Raw genomic sequence first — 19,182 nt, 5'->3', positions numbered from 1 at the left:
TCCACGGCCAAGACATGTTTACCGGCAGTAAACCGGGAATTGTCTAAAATTCAGTGGCTTACCAAAACCACATTGGGTTATTCGTACGCACTTGTAGTATAGATCACAGGTGGGGAAACAAAATCGGCCCGCATTATGGCGGGCCGATAAGACAATACTGGTTCAATTCAGTGGCTGGTTAGTACGCGGGGAGCGGAATGTCCGAAAAAAGCTCATCCAGCTCTACGCGGGAGTGACAGGCGTACGCCTGATCAATCACTTCACGGGTTAAGTGAGGGGCAAACTGCTGAATAAAATCGTACATAAAGCCGCGCAGAAAGGTCCCGCGGCGGAAGCCGATTTTGGTCACACTGGCGGCGAACAAGTGGCTGGCATCAAGCGCCACTAAATCACTGTCGGCATCTTCATCAAAAGCCATATCGGCGATAATGCCAATACCCAGCCCTAAGCGGACGTAGGTCTTGATCACATCGGCGTCGGCGGCGGTAAACACTACCTTGGGCGCCAACCCTTTGCTGATAAAGGCCTCATCCAACTTAGAGCGGCCGGTAAAACCAAATACATAGGTCACAATGGGGTGTTTGGCCACCTCTTCTAGAGTCAGCTCGGATAGCTGCGCCAGCGGGTGATTGCGCGGCACGACAATACAGCGGTTCCAGCGATAGCAAGGCATCATGACCAGATCGCTGAACAATTCCAGCGCCTCGGTGGCGATAGCAAAGTCGACGGTGCCATCGGCAGCCATTTCCGAGATTTGCATGGGCGTGCCCTGGTGCATGTGCAAAGACACCTCGGGGTATTGCTCAATAAATCCCTCTATTACCTTGGGTAGCGCGTAGCGGGCCTGAGTATGAGTGGTGGCGATGGATAAGCTGCCCTTGCGCTCATTGCTGAACTCCTGGGCTACCTGCTTAATGCTCTCAACCTTGCGCAGTATTTCACCAGCGGTTTTTAATATTGCCTCGCCCGCCGGGGTGATACGTGTCAGGTGTTTACCGCTGCGGGAAAATATCTCTACACCCAGTTCGTCCTCTAACAGGCGAATCTGCTTACTAATGCCCGGCTGGGATGTATACAAGCTCTGCGCCGTCGCGGATACGTTGAGATCGTGGTGCGCCACTTCCCAAATGTACCGGAGTTGTTGCAGCTTCATAAGCCCTCCAAATGGCCCATAGATATCGTGTTATAAAAATATAGTTGATTATTCAGGTCAAGAATAGCCGAAATTGCGGTGCCGGACAAAGATTCACGGTTAAATTCACTTTTTCGACGGTTTCGTCGCAAATTCAGCCGAGTTAGCCACCCCGTGAGGCACATGACCGCTGGCCACATGCTCACTGGCGGACTCGATGTGCGCCTCTTGATCGTCAAAAAACACATCGGCTCCGTAGGCTTTTAAAAACTCGCCCTTGGGCAGCCCGCCCAAAAACAGCGACTCGTCGATACGAATCTTCCAGGCGCGCAGGGTGCGAATCACCCGCTCGTGGGCCGGTGCCGAGCGCGCGGTGACCAAGGCGGTGCGAATGGGGCAACGCTCGGCATCGCCAAACTCGGCCTGCAGCTTGTGCAGCGCGTCCAGAAATGGCTTAAAGGGGCCCCCGGGCAGTGGGGTTTTAGCGGCGGCTTTTTCGCTCTCGGTAAAGGCGGTCAGGCCCTGGCGCTTGAAGATCTGCTCAGCTTCGTCGGAAAACAGCACCGCGTCGCCATCAAAGGCAAACCTCAGCTCATTGTCGTTGGGCTTTTGGGTTTTGGGGGCCACCAGAGTCGCCGCGGCAATACCATGCTCCAGTGCGTCGCGTACATCGGCCGCCTCGGTAGACAGGAACAAATGACAGCCAAAAGCCGAGGCGTAACGATAGGGGCTCTGCCCGCCGCAGAAGGCGGCGCGGGTAATATTGAGCTTGTAGTGCTCAATGGAGTTAAACACCCTAAGCCCTGTGTCAGCACTGTTGCGCGACAGTAGTATCACCTCAACCCGGGGAGGCTCGCCCGGCTGGTTGTCATTGAGCTTTAACAGCTTCTGTACCACCGCAAAGGCGTCGCCGGGTTCGAGCAATTCATCCTCGTGATCAATCTGATACTGGGCATAGGCCTCAAGCCCTTCATTCATAAAGACCTGGTGGCTGTCATCCATATTAAACAGCGCCCGGGAGGAGATAGCGATGACCAGTTTGTGTCCAAAACCACTTGCCATAAATACCTCAGAGGCTTTTGCTTACAATTTCGTTACTGTCGGACGAAAGCCCAGGTGTATGCTTGATACGTTCAAGCTGCCCACGCATGGCCCCGCCTCGCTGTTTATCATAGCGCCGCCAGCGGGTTAAGGGGGTGATTAAGCGCGCCGCTATTTGTGGATTTTTGCTGTCCAGGGCAATCACCTGGTCGGCCAAAAAGCGATAACCGGCCTCGGGGTCCGCGTCTGTGCCGCCGTGAAAATTAACCGGGTTGGCATTGGCAAACACCCCGACCACCGAACGGATCTTATTGGGGTTGTTCGCCTCAAAAGCCGGGTGCGCCAGCAGGGCCTCTACCCGCTCTACCCCACCGGGGTTGGCATTGCGCGCCTGCAGGGCGAGCCAGGCATTTACCACCAGCGACTCGTCTTGCCATTTAGCGTAAAAATCGGCCAACTTTTGCGGCGCGATGTCGGCCGCCAGTGGCGAGCGGCTGTTCACCAGCGCCGTCAGGCTCGCCAACTCGTCGGTCATATTGTTGGCTTGCTGCAGATGTTTCACACACAGATCAACCACCGCTTGATCCGGCTCGCGCATGAGAAATTCGAGCGCGGTGTTTTTGAGCAAACGCGCAGCGATATCAACGGCCGTAGGCTTATAGGGCTTACGCAAGTCGTAATTTTCCAGCACAGCCAGTAGAGGCTTGTGGAGCGCCTTGGCGATGTAGCCCGCCACTTCACCGCGCGCGCGATGAATCGCAATGGGGTCAATCACGCTCTGCTGCTCCGCAATAAACCCCTCGGAGGGCAACAGCAGCATATAGGCCAGCATCGCCCGGTCTAAGCCCTCTTCTTGCAGTAGCTGTTGGTAGACCGCCAGCAGTCGCTCATCCGGGGTAAAGTTATTCAGCTCGCCCCCACTATCGGCGGCCAGAGCGTCTTCGATCACGCCCAGGGCCAGCCGCTGACAGGCCTCGTAGCGGTTAAAGCCATCGCTGTCGCGCAGAGCCAGGCGCACCAAATCATCGCGGCTGTAGGCAAACTTGAGTTTAACCGGCGCCGAGAAGCCGCGTAAAAGCGAGGGCACCGGTTTTTCGGGCACATCGGTAAAGACAAAACTCTGCGCTTGCTCGGTGAGTTCCAGTACCCGATGGGTGTTATCGGTTGGCAAATCCTCTAGTTCTTCATCCCGCAACTTGAGCGCTATTTCACCCGCATCGCCCAGCAGCCCCATGGCAATGGGAATATGAAAGGGTTGTTTATCGGCGCACTCGGGAGTGGCCGGGGTACTCTGGGTGATATGCAACGTGTATTCGCGGGTATTTTCATCGTACTCGTCGCGTACTTCTAACTGCGGGGTACCCGCTTGATTGTACCAGCGCTGAAAAACGCTAAAATCGCGCCCCGACACATCGGCCAAAGCCTGAACAAAATCCTCGGTGGTGACAGCCTGTCCATCGTGGCGTTCGAAATACAAATCGGTCCCTTTACGGAACAGCTCGGGGCCCAACAAGTTCGCCAGCATGCGCACCACTTCGGCGCCTTTTTCGTAAATCGTCAGGGTATAGAAGTTGGAAATTTCCATGTAGCTGGCCGGACGAATGGGATGCGCCATGGGGCCTGCGTCTTCGGCAAACTGGTGGGTTCGCAGCATGGCCACATCCTCTACCCGCTTAACCGTGGGCGAGCCCATATCCGCCGAGAACTCGGCGTCGCGATAAACGGTAAAACCTTCTTTAAGACTCAGCTGGAACCAGTCGCGACAGGTGACCCGGTTGCCGGACCAGTTGTGAAAGTACTCGTGAGCCACCACGCCTTCTACCCGCTGAAAACCCGCATCGGTGGTGGTCTCCGGCTTGGCCAGCACACAGGAGGTATTAAAGATATTCAGGCCCTTGTTTTCCATAGCGCCCATATTAAAATCGTCCACCGCAACGATCATAAAAATATCTAAATCGTATTCGCGGCCGTAGACCTCTTCGTCCCAGCGCATGGCGTTTTTAAGGGAAGCCATGGCGTGATCGCATTTATCCAGGTCTTTTTCTTCAACGTAAATTTTCAAATCTACGTTGCGACCACTCGCGGTGACAAAGTGATCTTCCATCACACTTAAATCACCCGCCACCAAGGCGAATAAGTAACAGGGCTTTTTGTGGGGGTCATGCCACACCGCGTAATGACGGCCATCGGTTAAATCGCCCTGCTCCACTAAATTGCCGTTGGCCAACAGTATCGGGCACTCGGACTTAGCGGCGCTAATGCGAGTGGTAAAGTCGCTCATCACATCCGGGCGATCTAAATAATAGGTGATTTTACGAAACCCTTCGGCCTCGCACTGGGTGCAATAAATGGTGCGCGAGCGGTACAGCCCTTCGAGCGAGGTGTTCTGCTCGGGTTGAATTCGCACTTTGGTGTAAAGCTCGAAACGCTCTGGAGGCTCGATTAACACCAGCTTGCCATCGTCCAGGCGGTACTGATCTTTACTCAGGGACTGGCTGTTGATCTCGATCGCGAGTAACTCCAGCTGCTCGCCATCAAGCGCCAGCTCGCTCACCAGACCGGATTGTCGTACCAGCTGCAAGCGCGCTTCGACAAAGCTTTCCCCCGGATAAATCGCCACATCCAAATCGGTCTTTTCGATGGCGTAGGCCGGTGATTGATAGTCTTTTAAATAAACGGTATCAGAGTTGTTACTGGATAAATCTTGAGTCATTCGTTTGCCTGCTATTGCCACTTCAAGGGCGTTTCCGCATCTGGCTCGTCGTCGCCACTGCCACAGTGAGTGTGAGGTTTAGGCGGAATAAAGCCTGTGTGCTCTTCGGGTTTGAGGTTTTTGTGCTCGTAGACGATCACCGCTTGCATGCACAGTTCGCGCTGCTCGTCACTCAGCACGCGGCCGTCGGGCCATTTGCCCAATTCTACGGCGCGCTTTAAATTGGCGTATACCTCGGGGGTAAGATTCGCCAGTATTTGTTCAAAATCGTTCATCGTCAACGTCTCGTTTGTATCAACTCTTGCGCTCGCTCGCGCCCAAGCCGAGCCTTGCCAGCGCAAAGATCGCACCACTGACCAACCCACCCAGGTGAGCACCATTGGCGACCCCGCCGGCCATAAAAAAGTCCACCACACCCAGCATACAAATCCCCAGCCAGGCGAGCATAAACAGCAAAATACCCTTGGGTATTGCCAATAATGGTTCGGGTTTTAACCACTGGTAAATACCGATATAGCCGACCATGGCATAGATAACGCCCGACATACCACCGAACAAAGTCACCGGGCCGGGCCAATAGTACTGGGCCAAGTTGCTGGCAATGGCGGTCACCACAAAAAACAACAGATAGCGGCCCTTGCCCATGGTCCACTCCAGGCGTCGGCCCAGCTCCCAGGTCCACAAACCATTAAAAGCAATATGGAAGATTGAAAAGTGCAGAAACGCCGGCGTGATCAGACGCCAGTACTCGCCATTGCCCAGAGTGTCGGCCAGAGACCCCCAGGCAAAACCGCCGGGCACAGGCGTAAGCGGGGTAAAGGTCAATGCCACCACCGCGTGATTAAAAACCTCCCACTCGGCGGCGGCAAAACCCAAAAGACTCAGGGCGATAAGCACCAAGGTGACGGGGCTTAACCGGGCCTCTATCCACAGTGATGAAGGTTTAACCGCCTGCGGGCGCGGCGCAGACGACTGGGGAGTCGCCACAACATCTCCGGCCAGCCAGGCGTCGACAAAGTCGCTGACCGGCTCTGCCCACTCGCGGGACGGCACTTGCAAGACCTGCTGGCCGGCCAGCTCGACAATTTTGTGGGGTATATCTCGCTCGCGCAGGGCGCGGTTTAGCGGGGTTAAATCCTGCGTTAAGGGGAATTTGCGAACACTGCTCCAGGACACGGCGGCTCCGGTTACTCACACTGGGGGGGCTTGCCTTTAAGGATCGACATAAACCCAACTAAAGTTGGCGGGCTTTATCCGCGCACTGCCGTCATTGCGGTAGGCCACCAGCCTGCCAAATCGCACCGCACCATAGTCCAGACACGCGATATTGGGGGCGACCGGTTGGGGCGTACCATTGAGCCAGTAGTGGCCCACAAACAACGGCGGTTGGTCGCTATCATACACCACCAACTGGGCTTTTAGGTGTTCATCAATCGGTCGTTCCCCGAGATGAGCCGGCAGCGGATCGGGCTGAAAGACTAGATCGCGATACTGCTGTGCCGCCGGAGGCCAGAATTTGGCGCGGAAGCTGCGCCTTGTGTACCCCTCGGCCGAAATCATCTGGGCGCCATCGGGCAAAGGCAGGTCAATTCCCGAGGTTAAACGCTTAACGGCTGTAGCCGTACCACAACCGGGATCGGCTAAAGCCTGCCATTGCGGCATTGATAGCTGCGGTGTCTGCAGCCGGGCGATAGCCGACTCGTCCCAGCAGGCGTGTACGACGCGCAGCTCCGGGCTGGCTAGATATAGGGGTAACTTGGCAATCCAGCGCAAATGGTCCGCCCAATCGGCGCTGTGGTTGGCAAACTGTTCCAGGGTTTCGGCCACAATGGCGGTGTTGCGGGGGGTGTGGGGGCGCAAGTAATTGCCAGGGGCATGCGGATGGGCAGTGCAATAACAGTAGGCGTGAACCTCGTGATTGCCCAAAATCAGGTAGGCAGAGCCGCGCTCGACCATCTCGCGCACCATCGCCAGAGCCTCGCGGATACGCGGCCCGCGATCGACAATATCGCCGACAAAGACTACCCGGCGCCGAGGGTGCTGATAAACCCCTTGCCGCTTTTGATAACCGAGCTTTTCCAACAGCCGGGCCAGGGTCTGGGCGCAACCGTGTACATCACCAATAATATCAAGGTCGGCGGCGCGCGCCGGTAAATTGATCGCCCCGCAATCACTCATGACTTGTCCAGCAAGTGCCCTCCCCAGCCGAGCTTGGAGCGACACCGCTCATAAAAGTTGTGATTAAGCGGATGAATAAGCTGCAAGTGCTGAGGTTTTTTGCGAATAATAATCCGGTCGCCGCCTTCAATCGCATCGTGAGTCTGACCGTCGCAAGTTACCTGGGGTACCGCGCTGTTGCTTTCGCCCACCAAAATACGCACCACACTATCGCCAGCCACCACCATGGGGCGGCTACTTAAAGTATGAGGATTCATGGGCACCAGCACCATGGCGTCAAGCTTGGGATGCATAATCGGGCCGCCACCGCTAAGAGCATAGGCCGTCGAGCCGGTAGGAGTTGAGACAATCATACCGTCGGAACGCTGAGAGGTCACAAAGTGATCATCCACATACAGCTCAAATTCGAGCATCCGGATAAACTCGCCCGGATGCAGCACCACATCATTGAGTGCGTCACCCGAGCAAATGGTTTCACCGTTTCGCTCGACGCTCATATCCAGTAAAAAGCGCTGCTCCGAGACATACTCGCCGGCCAGCACTTCGGCGACCTTCTGCTCGATGTCTTCGGGAACGATGTCAGTCAAAAAGCCCAGGCGACCGCGATTAACGCCTAACAGCGGCACATTGTATTGCACTAAGTCCCGCGCACCGCTCAATAAACTGCCGTCACCACCGATCACAATCGCCAGATCACAGCGCTTACCCAGCTCGTCCATCCCGGCCACTTCAACGTCGGGATAGTGTTGGCTGGCATTAATGATCTCGGCGCTGCGCTGCTCGATAATAATATTAAGCTGACGCGAACGGAGAAAGCGGATTAAACGATCGACACTGTATTTGGCGCGCTCGTTTTCGAGACGACCGATCAACCCAATAGAGGCAAATTGTGTCATGATGACTCTCTGATATCGATGAGGATTTGGGCAGACATTATGCCTAAGCCCCAGACAAACGCCAATGACGTCAAAAACGCCAACACAAACACTTACACAGCTGCTAGACGATTTGCGTACCCGGCAGGTTCGCGACCTTGCCTATGCCTGTTTCGGCGAAAATCTTGTCGAACACCTGAAAGGTACAGACGCTCGTCAGTTCAGTGTATGCTTAAGTCCCAATATCGCAACGCGCTTGCGGGAATTAGATGCCAAGCCCGAGCCTCTGCTGGCATTTATTAAGCAAGTAAAGAGTACGCGCCTGGGACTCTACTTTGAAACCCTGTGGCGCTACTACTGGCAGTGTATTGAACCCGCCCCCCTGCTCGATCACAACCTTCAAGTCGCAAGCGGCGGACGCACCCTGGGCGCTTTTGATTTTATTTTGAACGACCCCAGCCGCCCGCTTCATATCGAGGCGGCTTTTAAGCTGTATTTGGGACACGGCGAGGATCTGACCGACCCCGCACACTGGATCGGCCCCAACGCCAATGATTGCCTGGGCCATAAGCTCGATCACCTGCGCAGCCACCAGCTACCTTTATCGAACACCACTGAAGGGAAACAAACGCTGACCTCAATGGGGGTAAACGCCAAAGCCATCGAGCGACGATTTTTGTTAAAAGGTTATTTATTTGTCCCGCTAAACGCATACGGTGACAGGCAAAGCCGATTCAACGCACATGGCAATTTGCCCCACGGGGTCGGCCGTACAGCTGTTCGCGGCTATTGGCTGGCTTTAAATCAATACCTTGAGGAACACTTTAAAGTCGTTAACTCCTCGGGCTATGTGATAATTCCGCGCAACCATTGGATAGCACCTGCCTTTCATGACAGACGAGTGCGGCCTTTATCGGCCGAGCAATTGGGCCGCGCACTTTTACACCAGGTGGGAGGACAAAAACGCCCTAAGTTGGTGGCTCGGGTTTCGCTACAACAAGACGTTTGGTGTGAGCAGGAACGCTTTTTTGTGGTACCCGATCACTGGCCTACTACCGCCAGGCCTTCGCGCAAAATATAATTTTTATCCGTCTCTAGCGAGCTGTCTTCATCGCCGCGCTCAAACAATGCGGCGGCATCGGTGAGCATACTGACGGTGTACCCCTGCTGCCGCAACAAATGAGTCGCAGCACGACTGCGCCTGCCGGTATTGCAGTAGCATAAATAGTGCACTCCCAAACGCATTAAACGGGATTTAATACCCAACAAATGCAGGGGAATGTTCACTGCGCCGGGTAAATGACCCAAGGCATACTCTTCGTCCGAGCGCACATCGATAATCGCGGTGGATGTGAGATCGCGTTGTGGTAAAGACAGCATGCTCTGGGTTGGGACCTCAGGGCTCTTTAACAAACGGTAAAAAGCCTGCTTGGGCAGACACATTAAAACGCCATCGGTTTGCATGGTGACGGTAGCATTGCGCGGGGCGTCATTAACCAGGGCGTCTTCGCCAAAACAGCGACCGGGGCCAATCTGGGCGAGAGTTTCCATTCCGGTCGCCCCCTGGCGGGTGACCTCGGCCCGGCCTTCTTTAATAAAATAGCAACACGAGCCAATCTCGCCCTGACGCAAAATGACCTCACCGGCATCCACGATCTTGGCTTTCATTTCGCTAAAAATATCGTCGACATTAAGCGGCGGCACTTTGTAAAACAGGTTGGACTGCAAAACCCGGCTCATCCACAGCTCATCTTCGTCCTTGTCCCGGTCGCGGGCGATCACGCTCGACAAATAATCCGCCACCTGACTCCAAGTCAGTAGCTTATCGAGCTCGTCACTGGGAAAACGTAAAACAGCACAATCGCTCGCGGCCGTTGCCTGATAACGACGCGGACGATGATGCACCAAAGGCAATAGATTGCTCCGCCCTTTTAACAGCCGTTCGTTACCCGCTTCGTCTTCGAGCAACAAATCACCATAGAGCAAATAGAGATGGCATTCATCCACCGAGCCGCGATTAAAAAGCGTCTGTCCCGAATATAAATACTCAGTCTTAGCAAAATCCAACAACACATTCAGGTGTTGGGATCCCATATCTTTTAGCGGCACCAGGGTTTTTACCTGCTGCAGATCCAGTGTTTCGCTATGCTCTGACGGCGAAGACAATTCCATCTCTCTCACTCAAACATCCATAATCGGTTGGGGCCAATCAATAACCTGGGAAAAACCGCGCCGCCCTTGCAGACCACCCGTGTGAACGGCAATAACTTTGGTGCCTTGAGGCCAATAATTTAATGCTGCTAGCCGCTCAATTCCCCAGAGCATTTTAAGGGTATAAACCGGGTCGAGTGCGATCGCGTGACGCCTTTCAAAGTCGCGCCAAAACGCCAGCAGGGGCGCGGGTAATGCCCGGCCATAACCTTTGCCGTGAAAGCCCCAGAGCAAACGCCAATGCCCCGGCGCCAACTGGGTACCTAGTTGGCTACAGGCGCGTCCATCTTTCAATACCGAAAACCCCAAGCTCAGGGTGTTTTCAGGTAAACCTCGCACTAACCCGCTTAGAGTTCCGCCGGTGCCTACGGGCACACAGACGCAGGCATGGCTCAGATCTTGGGTTGCGCCGATGGCCTGCCCCAAAGCCTCGGCGCCGCGCTCGCCAGCCTCGTTAGCGCCCCCTTCAGGTACGTAAAATTCGCCTCGAAAAGCGCCACTACGCTGCGCCAGACTTAAATATTCGTGACGACTGACAAACTTTAGTTCCATACCGGCTTTTTGCGCATCCCGCAGGGTATCACTTAGTCGCTCGGGCCTTTGCCCGCGCACCACACCGCGCGCACGTAAACCGTGCTGTGCCGCACCATAAGCGGTTGCCAATAGATGATTGGACCAAGCGCCCCCCGCGGTGACCAAGGTGTGGCAGCCCGCTTCCCGAGCCGCGCGAATATTGTAGTACAATTTATAATATTTATTACCACTGCAGTGGCGGTCGATAAGATCATCGCGCCTGAATAGCAGATTAATACCGCGACTTTCACACTCGGGCAAACGCAAGACATCGTAGCGCACTCGCAGCGCCCTATTAAGCAAATCTTCGTCTATCCCACTCCGGCAATTCATAGCGGGCGCGCGGAAACTTTCGCGGCGACTGAGTGACGATGCTCTGGGCAGCGGTTGGACTCACCATGGTGAAAATCGGCCGGATTATGTACCCGGTTTACCCCTGTACCACACTCCTCATTGGCCTCATCACAGGCGGTACAGTAAGGCGAGCGATAGTGATCCAGCCACTGCTTATAAAGCGCCAGGCCCAGTCCGCACTTGCTCGCCGCAAAAGCCTCGGGGTCGCTCATGTAGTCGCTGACATCGCTGACACTCAAACTCAGCTGGCCGCACCCAGGGGCGTGCACCACAAAGCTGATGCCCGCCTTTTCCATGGGTAATAACACCTGTGTGGCGCCGTGCTTTAAGAGCGATGCATAGTTGCTCTGCAAGTGTTCAATTTCATCGCGCAGACTCGCCTCTTGTTGTTGGCGGTAGTGCAGCTCCATTTCGCGCATGTCCAATTGCTGCTGTAATTCAGCCCGCACCGACTCCACTTCGCGCTCGAGCCTGTCGGCAAAGTCCAGCTCCAGAGCCTCAAGGTCGGCGTCAGGCTCGTCGCTTTCGCGCGCGGCGGCCAGTTTATGCTCGTAGTATTCTTTAAGTCCCTCAACCTTGCCCGTCTGCAGGGCCAACTCACTTTGGAGTGTTTTAATTCGCTCATCCGCCGCCGCTACCGCATCGTCGGCCTGCTGCAGACGCAAATTGTAAGATTCAAGCCGTACCTGATGCTCCCGCTTGAGCGCGTCGAGTTTGAGCGCCATGCGGCTTTTTAGAGTATTGATACGTAAACGCTGCTCTTTAAGCGTGTGCGCCAGTCGGGTGCGCATGGTCTGCGCGTACTGACGCTCAAGGGCGTCGCGTAGCTCTCGGTGATCGGCCTCGGGCGAGGCCTCAGGCTCTTCATCTTGTTTGGGAAAAAGAAGCCCTAATGTATTGACAACAATGGCTTTTTTCATCAGAACGAAACTGTTTCTACCCGGCTCCATCACCGGGTCCCACAGGTTGCGTTGCTGCCACTGAATCGGACACTGGCTGTAACAAGCAAGCGCCACAGGCCCTGCCCCCAAATCCGGCCCCCGGGCGGCATTATCGGCCAGAGACTGCATGGGGACATTCCAGCCACTGGCAATCATGCCCTTGGCGTCAAAGTCCACCAAAAAGAAAACACAGGAGGTAATGCGAAAGCTGGGATTCACCCGCAGGTAGACGGCTTCCATGCGGCGACCGGCAAATTCGGGGATGGGGACAAAGCCGTCGATAATAGCCTCAAATTCGGGATACTGTAGCTCCCGATCAATTTTACCATCGGCAAAAATGATAACGGCTTCTAAGGTGATATCCTCTCTCGACATGGACGCCTCTGGTCGCTTCCCCGTTGCTAGGGCCTGTTCACGCTAATTAAGTGCGCCTGCTGGAAGCCAGTTTTGTTTCCAGCTAGGCGCCGTGAGCGAAGTTTGGTTACTCCAAATAAGCGATCGGCAACAACGCTGGGGACAAAACTGGCTCCAGCCCTCGGCAATTGCTCCTGCATTGCTCTAATACCTTACGTCCATGTAAGTATTCGGGTTGCGGCTAAAAATCCGCCACCCTGCGTTGCTCGTCGTTCATTTGGAATAACCAAACCACTCTCCTCGCGCCTTGATTGACGAATTTTTAGTCACAACAGGCTGCATTTAATTAGCGTGAACAGGCCCTATTCAATTGCGCATACAGGGCAGTATAGAGCGACAGGGTCAAGAAAGCAGCCGCTGCGCGGGCTGAAGAAGATGGTAAGGGGGAAATGTGGGATTCAGTTCAGGTTTTAAGGGGGGTGTTTATAACCAAAAGGACTACACTTCTGCGTAGTCCTCACCGATCTCTTCATCGGCTTCGTCAAACGTTACTTCCAACAACTCTTCAAGATAATCTTGCATATTAAGTTCTCCAACTTTATTAATATTGATGACATTCTCCCTGGCCGCTCGCTCAACAAACCGCCTTGAGGAACAGCATTTCACACCAGTGTGACAGATTTGTTATCGAGAGGTTCTCTCAAGCCGACAAATTGGGCAGAAACTGGGGCTTAATTCGCGAATTACGCCCAAACGGCCCAACAAGCTTCTTGCGACCCGAGGTGGAGCGGGCAGCAACCTAATGGCCATTTTGGGGCTGAATGCGGAAACTCCCGAAGCGGCTTTCGGTTAGCGTCGACGTGCAACGACACTTTTGGCAGGCATAAAAAAGCCCCACATTGTGGAGCCTCTTTCGTCATATGGCGGACCGGGCGGGAAACACGGCCGCCGTCCATGGCGGCCACTCTGCGGGCAGCGCATTCGCGCTGTGCCGATTGGCTCCCGGCGAATTGGTCGAACCCGAGCGCGGCTTCTCGCCCGTCACAAACCACAATACAAACAAAAAAGCCCCCGCTTTCGCGAGGGCTCTTTTGTTTGTATGGCGGACCGGACGGGACTCGAACCCGCGACCTCCGGCGTGACAGGCCGGCATTCTAACCAGCTGAACTACCGGTCCGCAAAACCTAGACTGGATTGGTGGGTGGTACAGGGATCGAACCTGTGACCCTCGCCTTGTAAGGGCGATGCTCTCCCAGCTGAGCTAACCACCCCGTCTTGGTGGTGGGCATTCTACTCAAAAGCGCTAAGCTGTCAAACGCTTTTTGCAAAAAAATTCGCTAAGCGCCTAAATTCTATACACTTATTGCAAATATTAGGCATATTGATCAGCTTCTGATAAGCCGTGCCCCACCACCCGTGCGGCTATCCCAAATTACCTCCCGATGCGGTTCAATGCTAGACTCTGGCCATCGAATTCTTCGGTAGGAAATGTGACGACTGCAAAATTAACCATACTCTTAGCTGGCACTTTTATAAGCTCTTCGGCGTTTGCCGCTCAAGCGGTCAGCGAGCGCGATTGGCTGTGGGTGACCATTGTCATTTTGGGACTTTTACAGACGCTGCTTATTATCGGCTTGCAACGCAGTCGGCTAAAACTAAAGCACGCCCGCCAAGCACTGTTTGACTCCCACAAGACTCTGGAGCAGAAAGTGCAAGATCGCACGGAGTCGCTTCATGCCACGAACGAGCAGCTGTACCAAGAAATCGGGCGGCACGAGGCAACTGAGTTACTGCTGCGTGAAACCCAAGAATACCTACACAGCATGTTAAACTCTATGCCTTCGGTCATTATCGGGGTCACCCACCGCGGATTTATCACCCACTGGAACGCCGCCGCAGTGGAAAAAACCGGGGTAAGTGCCGAATCAGCGCTCAATCAACATTTAAAAGACGTCTACCCAAGCCTCCCCGTGGATGGCGAGATCATTAACGATACCATCGACGCAGCCCTGCCTTATGTCAGTCAGAATATTCAGGAAACCCAGGGCAGCGAATTGCACTACAGCGATCTGACCATCTATCCGCTGATTGCCGCACAGGCGATCGGGGCTGTAATCCGCATTGACGATGTCACCATGCGGGTGCGGGTGGAAAATATGATGATTCAAAACGAGAAAATGCTCTCGCTGGGCGAGCTGGCCGCCGGTATGGCGCACGAGATTAACAATCCGTTGAGTACTATTTTGCACGGCGTGCAAAACATTTACCGGCGCACATCTCCGGAGTTGAAAGCGAATATACAGGCCGCCGATAAACATCACTTGACCATTGAACAAATCACAGACTACCTCTCTGACCGCAAAATATGGCAGTTCCTCGAGGATATCCGCGAAGCTGGCGAGCGCTCGGCCGAAATCGTCACCAATATGTTGGATTTCTCACGCTCGAGCAGCCAGACGCAGCGCCCTTTCGATTTAGCCCATGTGATTCGCCACGGTATTGAATTGCTCGCCGCCGAGCGCGCCACCCTGCCCCCGGTTGATCTTAAACTGGATAACACGCTTCCTAAAGTCATGGGCAGCGCTGCGGAAATTCAACAGGTGCTGCTTAACCTGGTACGCAATGCCGCCCAGGCATTCGGTGCAACCTTAACGCCCGAGGCCCGCATTTATGTGTCCTTGGGGCAAAGCGATACTCACGCCATACTCACTGTCGAAGACAATGGCCCGGGCATGGCCGAAGAAGTGGCGCGTCATATTTTTGAGCCTTTTTTCACAACCAAAGAAGTTGGCCAGGGTACGGGGTTGGGGCTTTCAGTTTCCTACTTTATTATCACCGAACACCACAGCGGAACCATTGAAGTACAGTCGATTGAGGGCGAAGGCACCCGCTTTACCGTAAAACTACCCAAATCCCCCAATGCCGACGGTGCATCGCCCCACCCACATTCATTGCCCTAGAGTTGTCACTATGTTCATTTCGTTTTCCCGTGTCACCTTTGCGTTGATACTATCTATAACCCTCGGCGCCTGCCAAAACCAAACCGAGACTCCGCCACCCAGCGAATCCCAAATTCACAATCTGGCGACCGAAGTGCAGCGTCAAGCGCTCTCGGATTTAGCGCTTTTTAAAGCCTGCGCCAGTTTGGGCGGCGCCTTAGGGGATTACGCTAACACCGCCCGCGAAACCTGGACATTTTCCAACCAGCGCCTGGTTGAGGCAGCCGACAGACATATGCAGGCCGGCAATGATGACTGGGTAAGCTGGCGCGAAGAGACCTACTCTCTATCGGTACTGGCTTTAGTCAAAGATATCCAGCAGAGTCAGTACGAGCAATTAAATTTAGCCCAGCGCGGCCCCAGCGGACAAAAATCTGTGTGTCGGCGCGAGTTGGCGATCGCCGAAACCCGTATTTTTTCTGATCTAGCATCCCCCCAAGTAGCCCAGGCGCTGGTCGCCCAGGCGCAACCTAAAGCCGCCGCCAGTGTGAGCATTGTTCGCCTGAGTGATAGCTTTAGCCGCTGGCCCGAACCCGGCCGATCGTTCTTTGCACTTAATAAGCAGACCGGCCCAAATTGCAGCGCCAATTCCCGTATAATGCCGCTCGTCAATCACTGGCCCGAAGAGGTGTACGCTCACTATTGCAATGGGCGGCCAATCTCACTTATCCAGTGCCAGTGGGGAAAATGCACCCGTCAAAAGGCGGGGTCGGCCAACTGAGAGCTTGAATGAACGATCTTTACACCCCGGACGCATACCGCGCCCAATTACAGGAAAAAGCTGAGCGAGTCACCAGTCTATTTGCTCCCTTCACTCCCCCTCGGCTCGAAGTCTTCGACTCGCCTGCTACCGGGTTTCGCATGCGCGCCGAATTTAAAATATGGCACCGAGGCGGCCGCGCCGACTATGCCATGTATCGCCAGGGGGAATACAAAAAACCTTATATCATTAGTGAGTTTCCCCCAGGCTATGCCACCATCGGCAAACTAATGCCGCCTTTGCTGGAAGCCATCAACCAAAGCGAGCTACTGCGCCGCAAACTGTTTCAGGTTGAGTTTCTAACAACATTAAGCGGCGAGGCGCTGATCACACTGATTTACCACAAGCCGCTCGATGACCCATGGGAAGCAGAGGCCAGTGCCCTGTCAACTCAACTCCAAGTAAAACTGATCGGCCGCAGCCGGAAACAAAAGCGGGTACTGCAGGATGATTTCGTCATCGAAAAGCTGACTGTCAAGGAGCGGGAGTTCCAATACCAGCAGATTGAAAGCAGCTTTACCCAACCCAACGCGCGGGTGTGCGAAAAAATGCTGACCTGGGCGGTGGAAAAAAGTGCTGACTTTGGCGGCGATTTACTCGAGCTGTATTGCGGCAACGGCAACTTCACCCTGCCCTTGGCTCAAAACTTCAACTGGGTTTTGGCCACCGAACTGGCCAAAAGTTCGGTTAACTCCGCTCTCTATAATTTGTCGTTAAACGGGGTGGAAAATGTCGCGCTGGCGCGCATGTCGAGCGAGGAGTTTTCCCAGGCACTGGATAAAGTCCGCCCTTTTCGCCGTTTGCGGCATGTTGATCTGGACAGCTATCAATTTAGTAGTATTTTTGTTGACCCACCCAGAGCCGGGCTGGATCCGCACACTACCGAAGTGGCCCAACGTTTCGATAATATTTTGTACATTTCCTGCAACCCGGAAACCCTGAAGCGAGACCTCGACGAGCTGTGCAAAACTCACAAGCTTACGTCGCTTGCGCTTTTTGATCAGTTCCCGTTTACTCACCATATTGAGTGCGGTGCGGTTTTAAAACGCATTACCGGCGACTAAAACTGCCTGCCTTTTATACGTTTGGCCGCGTCGCGCACGAACTCACCATAGGTGGCTTCGTGCTGCAGGCGCTCTTTATCGAACTGCAGTTGCTGGCGCGGTGTCAGCTCCTTCCAGGCCTTGAGAATCGGAATGTGAGAGGTCGCCTCGCGCAGCTGATAAAAAGCGGAAAACTCTTCGCGCACGGACTCTTCGACCTCGAGGCTGTCAAGCAGTACCGACAGGCGAATACTGGCCTCAGTCAGGCTAAGCTCGTCGCTTTCGAGCGCCGTAGAGAGAATTTCAATACTCTTATTTATCCGCTTGCGTTGCGCGACTTGCTCCGCCTCTAATGCTTGTAATTGCTGCGCCTGACGCTGGCGCAATGCGCGCAATTGCAGCACATAGTAAACCGCAACACCCCCCAAAACCGCGATAATTAAAGCGCCCAGCACTAACCACAACCAGGGATTATTCATTGTCTGTGTCACCTTTTGAATTGTCTTCGAGGCCTAAATCATCCTCAGGTAAAAGCGCCGGATCAATCGTCTTTTTGGTTTTTGCACCCAACTTGCGAATGGCATCGACGCGACGAATTAAATTACCTCGCCCGGATTGAAGCCGTTTATGAGTTTTTTCGTAGGCCGCCTGAGTTTTGTCCAATTGCGTTCCCAGGTGATCCAGAGATTCCAGCACGCCGACAAACTGATCGTGCAGTGCGCCGGCGTCTTTGGCAATGCGTTCGGCATTGCGGTTTTGCTTTTCATAGCGCCAAATATTTTCCACTGTGCGCAAAATGGCCAACAGGGTCGTCGGGCTGGCGAGAATAATTTGTTTGTCGTAGGCCTCTTTGTACAAAGTGGTGTCATGCTGTAGCGCCAGCATAAACGCCGCCTCGATGGGGATAAAAATAAACACAAAATCAAGTGCCCGAAGCCCGGGCAGGTTCTCGTAGTCTTTCGCACTCAAGCCTTTAATGTGCGAGCGAATCGACTGGATGTGCGCCTGCAAATAGCGCTCGCGCTCGGCATCGGTATCACTGCTGCAAAAGCGCTCGTAGTCGGTCAGCGAAACCTTAGCATCAATGACAATATCTTTACCCTCGGGCAGCCGCACCACTACGTCGGGCATTCGACGGTTACCGGTTTCAGTGGTAAAGCTTAACTGTGTTTCGTACTCGCGCCCTTTTTGCAGGCCCGACTGCTCCAGCAAGCGCTCCAGCACCACCTCGCCCCAGCCGCCCTGGGCTTTGCTGTTGCCCTTTAGCGCCTGAGCGAGGTTGACCGCATCCTCGCCAATTTTATGGGCTTGTTTTTGCAGCTCCACAATCTGGCCCGACAAGCGGCTTCGCTCGGCGTTTTCTTTCTCGTATACGTCTTCAACTTTTTTACGAAAATCAGACAACTGGGTTTTGAATGGCGAAAGCGTGCCCTCCAGCATGGACTGGCTTGCGGTGGTAAATTGCGCCGACTTCTGCTCGAATATTTTATTGGCCATCAGCTCAAACTCATGCTTGAGCTCACTGCGAGTTTGCTGCAACAATTCAGCTTGAGCTTGCAGCTTCTCGCGTTCGGCCTCTAGTTGGGTTTGCAATTGGGAGCGCTGCTCGCTTAGCTCGATGATGCGCCTCTCCTGTTCGCGATAATCACGCTCAAGGTCGTCAAAGTGCGTTAACCGTTCCTTCAGCCCGGAATTAAGCGCCTGCTGCTCCGCCAAGGACGATCTTAGCCGCTCGATTTCCCGCTCTTGCTCGGCGATAGTCTGGCGCAGCTCGGCAGTACTGTCTCGCATATATCCTAATTCACTCTCGGCCTGTGACTCCTGCATGGCCTTGGCATGATTAAGCTCGCTTATGGTTGACTCAAGCGTGCGTATACGGCTTCTCACCCACCCCAGGGTAACGAGCCCCCCAATAAGCAATCCCAGCAGGCCGACACCGGCTAACCACAGTTGAGAGGCTGAATATAAACTATCAATCATTAAAAGGATTCCGAGTAAGGCTTCACTT

16 protein-coding genes and 2 tRNA genes are annotated in these 19,182 nt (G+C 54.3%); 4 read left to right on the top strand and 14 right to left on the bottom strand.

Going from position 1 to position 19,182, the window contains the following annotated elements; translation table 11 throughout:
* Positions 1-178: 178 nt before the first annotated feature.
* The 7 genes from cysB to M6D89_RS03710 all read right to left on the bottom strand — a co-directional run bounded on the left by cysB (position 179) and on the right by M6D89_RS03710 (position 7,960).
* Positions 179-1,153, bottom strand: coding sequence for an HTH-type transcriptional regulator CysB (gene cysB, locus M6D89_RS03740; RefSeq protein WP_253966685.1), 975 nt, complete (start codon positions 1,151-1,153; stop codon positions 179-181).
* Positions 1,154-1,258: 105 nt separating this feature from the next.
* A complete protein-coding gene (locus M6D89_RS03735; RefSeq protein WP_253966684.1) occupies positions 1,259-2,194 on the bottom strand; it encodes a 5'-nucleotidase in 936 nt (311 codons plus the stop codon).
* 7 nt (positions 2,195-2,201) lie between these two features.
* Positions 2,202-4,886, bottom strand: a complete 2,685-nt coding sequence (pepN, locus tag M6D89_RS03730) for an aminopeptidase N (RefSeq protein ID WP_253966683.1) — start codon at positions 4,884-4,886, stop codon at positions 2,202-2,204.
* An 11-nt stretch (positions 4,887-4,897) separates the two neighbouring features.
* Positions 4,898-5,161 (bottom strand): YeaC family protein, encoded by a 264-nt coding sequence (locus M6D89_RS03725; protein ID WP_253966682.1) that lies wholly within the window; start codon positions 5,159-5,161, stop codon positions 4,898-4,900.
* Between the two features lie 19 nt (positions 5,162-5,180).
* The gene (locus tag M6D89_RS17350; protein WP_253966681.1) at positions 5,181-6,062 is read right to left on the bottom strand and encodes a rhomboid family intramembrane serine protease; all 882 of its coding nucleotides are present in this window, start codon (positions 6,060-6,062) and stop codon (positions 5,181-5,183) included.
* Positions 6,063-6,098: 36 nt separating this feature from the next.
* Positions 6,099-7,064: a metallophosphoesterase gene (locus M6D89_RS03715; RefSeq protein WP_253966680.1), complete on the bottom strand. Its 966-nt coding sequence runs from the start codon at positions 7,062-7,064 to the stop codon at positions 6,099-6,101.
* On the bottom strand, positions 7,061-7,960 hold the full coding sequence (locus M6D89_RS03710) for an NAD(+) kinase (protein ID WP_253966679.1): 900 nt from the start codon (positions 7,958-7,960) through the stop codon (positions 7,061-7,063). The genes M6D89_RS03715 and M6D89_RS03710 overlap by 4 nt, the downstream gene beginning before the upstream one ends.
* A gap of 64 nt (positions 7,961-8,024) precedes the next feature.
* On the opposite strand from M6D89_RS03710, the gene M6D89_RS03705 reads away from it, so the two are divergent.
* The gene (locus M6D89_RS03705) at positions 8,025-9,020 is read left to right on the top strand and encodes a DUF1853 family protein (RefSeq protein WP_253966678.1); all 996 of its coding nucleotides are present in this window, start codon (positions 8,025-8,027) and stop codon (positions 9,018-9,020) included.
* On the opposite strand, the gene M6D89_RS03700 is transcribed toward M6D89_RS03705, so the two are convergent.
* From M6D89_RS03700 to M6D89_RS03680, 5 genes are all read right to left on the bottom strand, one after another.
* Entirely contained in the window at positions 8,981-10,111 is a 1,131-nt protein-coding gene (locus M6D89_RS03700) for a cyclic nucleotide-binding domain-containing protein (RefSeq protein WP_253967696.1), read from the bottom strand. The two genes, M6D89_RS03705 and M6D89_RS03700, sit on opposite strands and share 40 nt — an antisense overlap.
* A 9-nt stretch (positions 10,112-10,120) precedes the next feature.
* Complete coding sequence (locus M6D89_RS03695) at positions 10,121-11,056, bottom strand: 1-aminocyclopropane-1-carboxylate deaminase/D-cysteine desulfhydrase (protein ID WP_253966677.1); 936 nt, start codon at positions 11,054-11,056, stop codon at positions 10,121-10,123.
* Positions 11,053-12,393 (bottom strand): hypothetical protein, encoded by a 1,341-nt coding sequence (locus M6D89_RS03690; protein ID WP_253966676.1) that lies wholly within the window; start codon positions 12,391-12,393, stop codon positions 11,053-11,055. The genes M6D89_RS03695 and M6D89_RS03690 overlap by 4 nt, the downstream gene beginning before the upstream one ends.
* Positions 12,394-13,472: 1,079 nt before the next feature.
* Positions 13,473-13,549, bottom strand: a tRNA-Asp gene (locus M6D89_RS03685).
* A gap of 18 nt (positions 13,550-13,567) precedes the next feature.
* Positions 13,568-13,643 (bottom strand) — tRNA-Val (locus tag M6D89_RS03680).
* A gap of 219 nt (positions 13,644-13,862) precedes the next feature.
* Between M6D89_RS03680 and M6D89_RS03675 the strand changes: the two genes are divergently transcribed.
* Genes M6D89_RS03675 through trmA form a run of 3 tightly spaced genes read left to right on the top strand, consistent with a single transcriptional unit; the run spans position 13,863 to position 17,195 of the window.
* Positions 13,863-15,332, top strand: a complete 1,470-nt coding sequence (locus M6D89_RS03675) for a two-component system sensor histidine kinase NtrB (RefSeq protein ID WP_253966675.1) — start codon at positions 13,863-13,865, stop codon at positions 15,330-15,332.
* Positions 15,333-15,342: 10 nt separating this feature from the next.
* Entirely contained in the window at positions 15,343-16,092 is a 750-nt protein-coding gene (locus M6D89_RS03670; protein WP_253966674.1) for a hypothetical protein, read from the top strand.
* 8 nt (positions 16,093-16,100) lie between these two features.
* The gene (gene trmA, locus M6D89_RS03665) at positions 16,101-17,195 is read left to right on the top strand and encodes a tRNA (uridine(54)-C5)-methyltransferase TrmA (RefSeq protein WP_253966673.1); all 1,095 of its coding nucleotides are present in this window, start codon (positions 16,101-16,103) and stop codon (positions 17,193-17,195) included.
* Here trmA and M6D89_RS03660 read toward each other — a convergent pair.
* Both M6D89_RS03660 and M6D89_RS03655 read right to left on the bottom strand, forming a co-directional pair.
* A complete protein-coding gene (locus tag M6D89_RS03660) occupies positions 17,192-17,653 on the bottom strand; it encodes a DUF2489 domain-containing protein (protein ID WP_253966672.1) in 462 nt (153 codons plus the stop codon). The genes trmA and M6D89_RS03660 overlap by 4 nt on opposite strands.
* The gene (locus tag M6D89_RS03655; protein WP_253966671.1) at positions 17,646-19,154 is read right to left on the bottom strand and encodes a DNA recombination protein RmuC; all 1,509 of its coding nucleotides are present in this window, start codon (positions 19,152-19,154) and stop codon (positions 17,646-17,648) included. The genes M6D89_RS03660 and M6D89_RS03655 overlap by 8 nt, the downstream gene beginning before the upstream one ends.
* Positions 19,155-19,182 lie beyond the last annotated feature (28 nt).

The organism is Gilvimarinus xylanilyticus (assembly GCF_024195295.1).
Lineage (GTDB): Bacteria > Pseudomonadota > Gammaproteobacteria > Pseudomonadales > Cellvibrionaceae > Gilvimarinus > Gilvimarinus xylanilyticus.
This window is presented reverse-complemented; position numbering and strand designations above follow the sequence as displayed.

What these genes read in the sequence shown, in the direction of transcription:
- cysB (WP_253966685.1), bottom strand. Translation starts at nt 1,153, where the DNA reads ATGAAGCTGCAACAACTCCGGTACATTTGGGAAGTGGCGCACCACGAT.
- M6D89_RS03725 (WP_253966682.1), bottom strand. Translation starts at nt 5,161, where the DNA reads ATGAACGATTTTGAACAAATACTGGCGAATCTTACCCCCGAGGTATAC.
- M6D89_RS03705 (WP_253966678.1), top strand. Translation starts at nt 8,025, where the DNA reads ATGACGTCAAAAACGCCAACACAAACACTTACACAGCTGCTAGACGAT.
- M6D89_RS03700 (WP_253967696.1), bottom strand. Translation starts at nt 10,111, where the DNA reads ATGGAATTGTCTTCGCCGTCAGAGCATAGCGAAACACTGGATCTGCAG.
- M6D89_RS03715 (WP_253966680.1), bottom strand. Translation starts at nt 7,064, where the DNA reads ATGAGTGATTGCGGGGCGATCAATTTACCGGCGCGCGCCGCCGACCTT.
- M6D89_RS03735 (WP_253966684.1), bottom strand. Translation starts at nt 2,194, where the DNA reads ATGGCAAGTGGTTTTGGACACAAACTGGTCATCGCTATCTCCTCCCGG.
- M6D89_RS03695 (WP_253966677.1), bottom strand. Translation starts at nt 11,056, where the DNA reads ATGAATTGCCGGAGTGGGATAGACGAAGATTTGCTTAATAGGGCGCTG.
- M6D89_RS03670 (WP_253966674.1), top strand. Translation starts at nt 15,343, where the DNA reads ATGTTCATTTCGTTTTCCCGTGTCACCTTTGCGTTGATACTATCTATA.
- trmA (WP_253966673.1), top strand. Translation starts at nt 16,101, where the DNA reads ATGAACGATCTTTACACCCCGGACGCATACCGCGCCCAATTACAGGAA.
- M6D89_RS03660 (WP_253966672.1), bottom strand. Translation starts at nt 17,653, where the DNA reads ATGAATAATCCCTGGTTGTGGTTAGTGCTGGGCGCTTTAATTATCGCG.
- M6D89_RS03710 (WP_253966679.1), bottom strand. Translation starts at nt 7,960, where the DNA reads ATGACACAATTTGCCTCTATTGGGTTGATCGGTCGTCTCGAAAACGAG.
- M6D89_RS03655 (WP_253966671.1), bottom strand. Translation starts at nt 19,154, where the DNA reads ATGATTGATAGTTTATATTCAGCCTCTCAACTGTGGTTAGCCGGTGTC.
- M6D89_RS03690 (WP_253966676.1), bottom strand. Translation starts at nt 12,393, where the DNA reads ATGTCGAGAGAGGATATCACCTTAGAAGCCGTTATCATTTTTGCCGAT.
- pepN (WP_253966683.1), bottom strand. Translation starts at nt 4,886, where the DNA reads ATGACTCAAGATTTATCCAGTAACAACTCTGATACCGTTTATTTAAAA.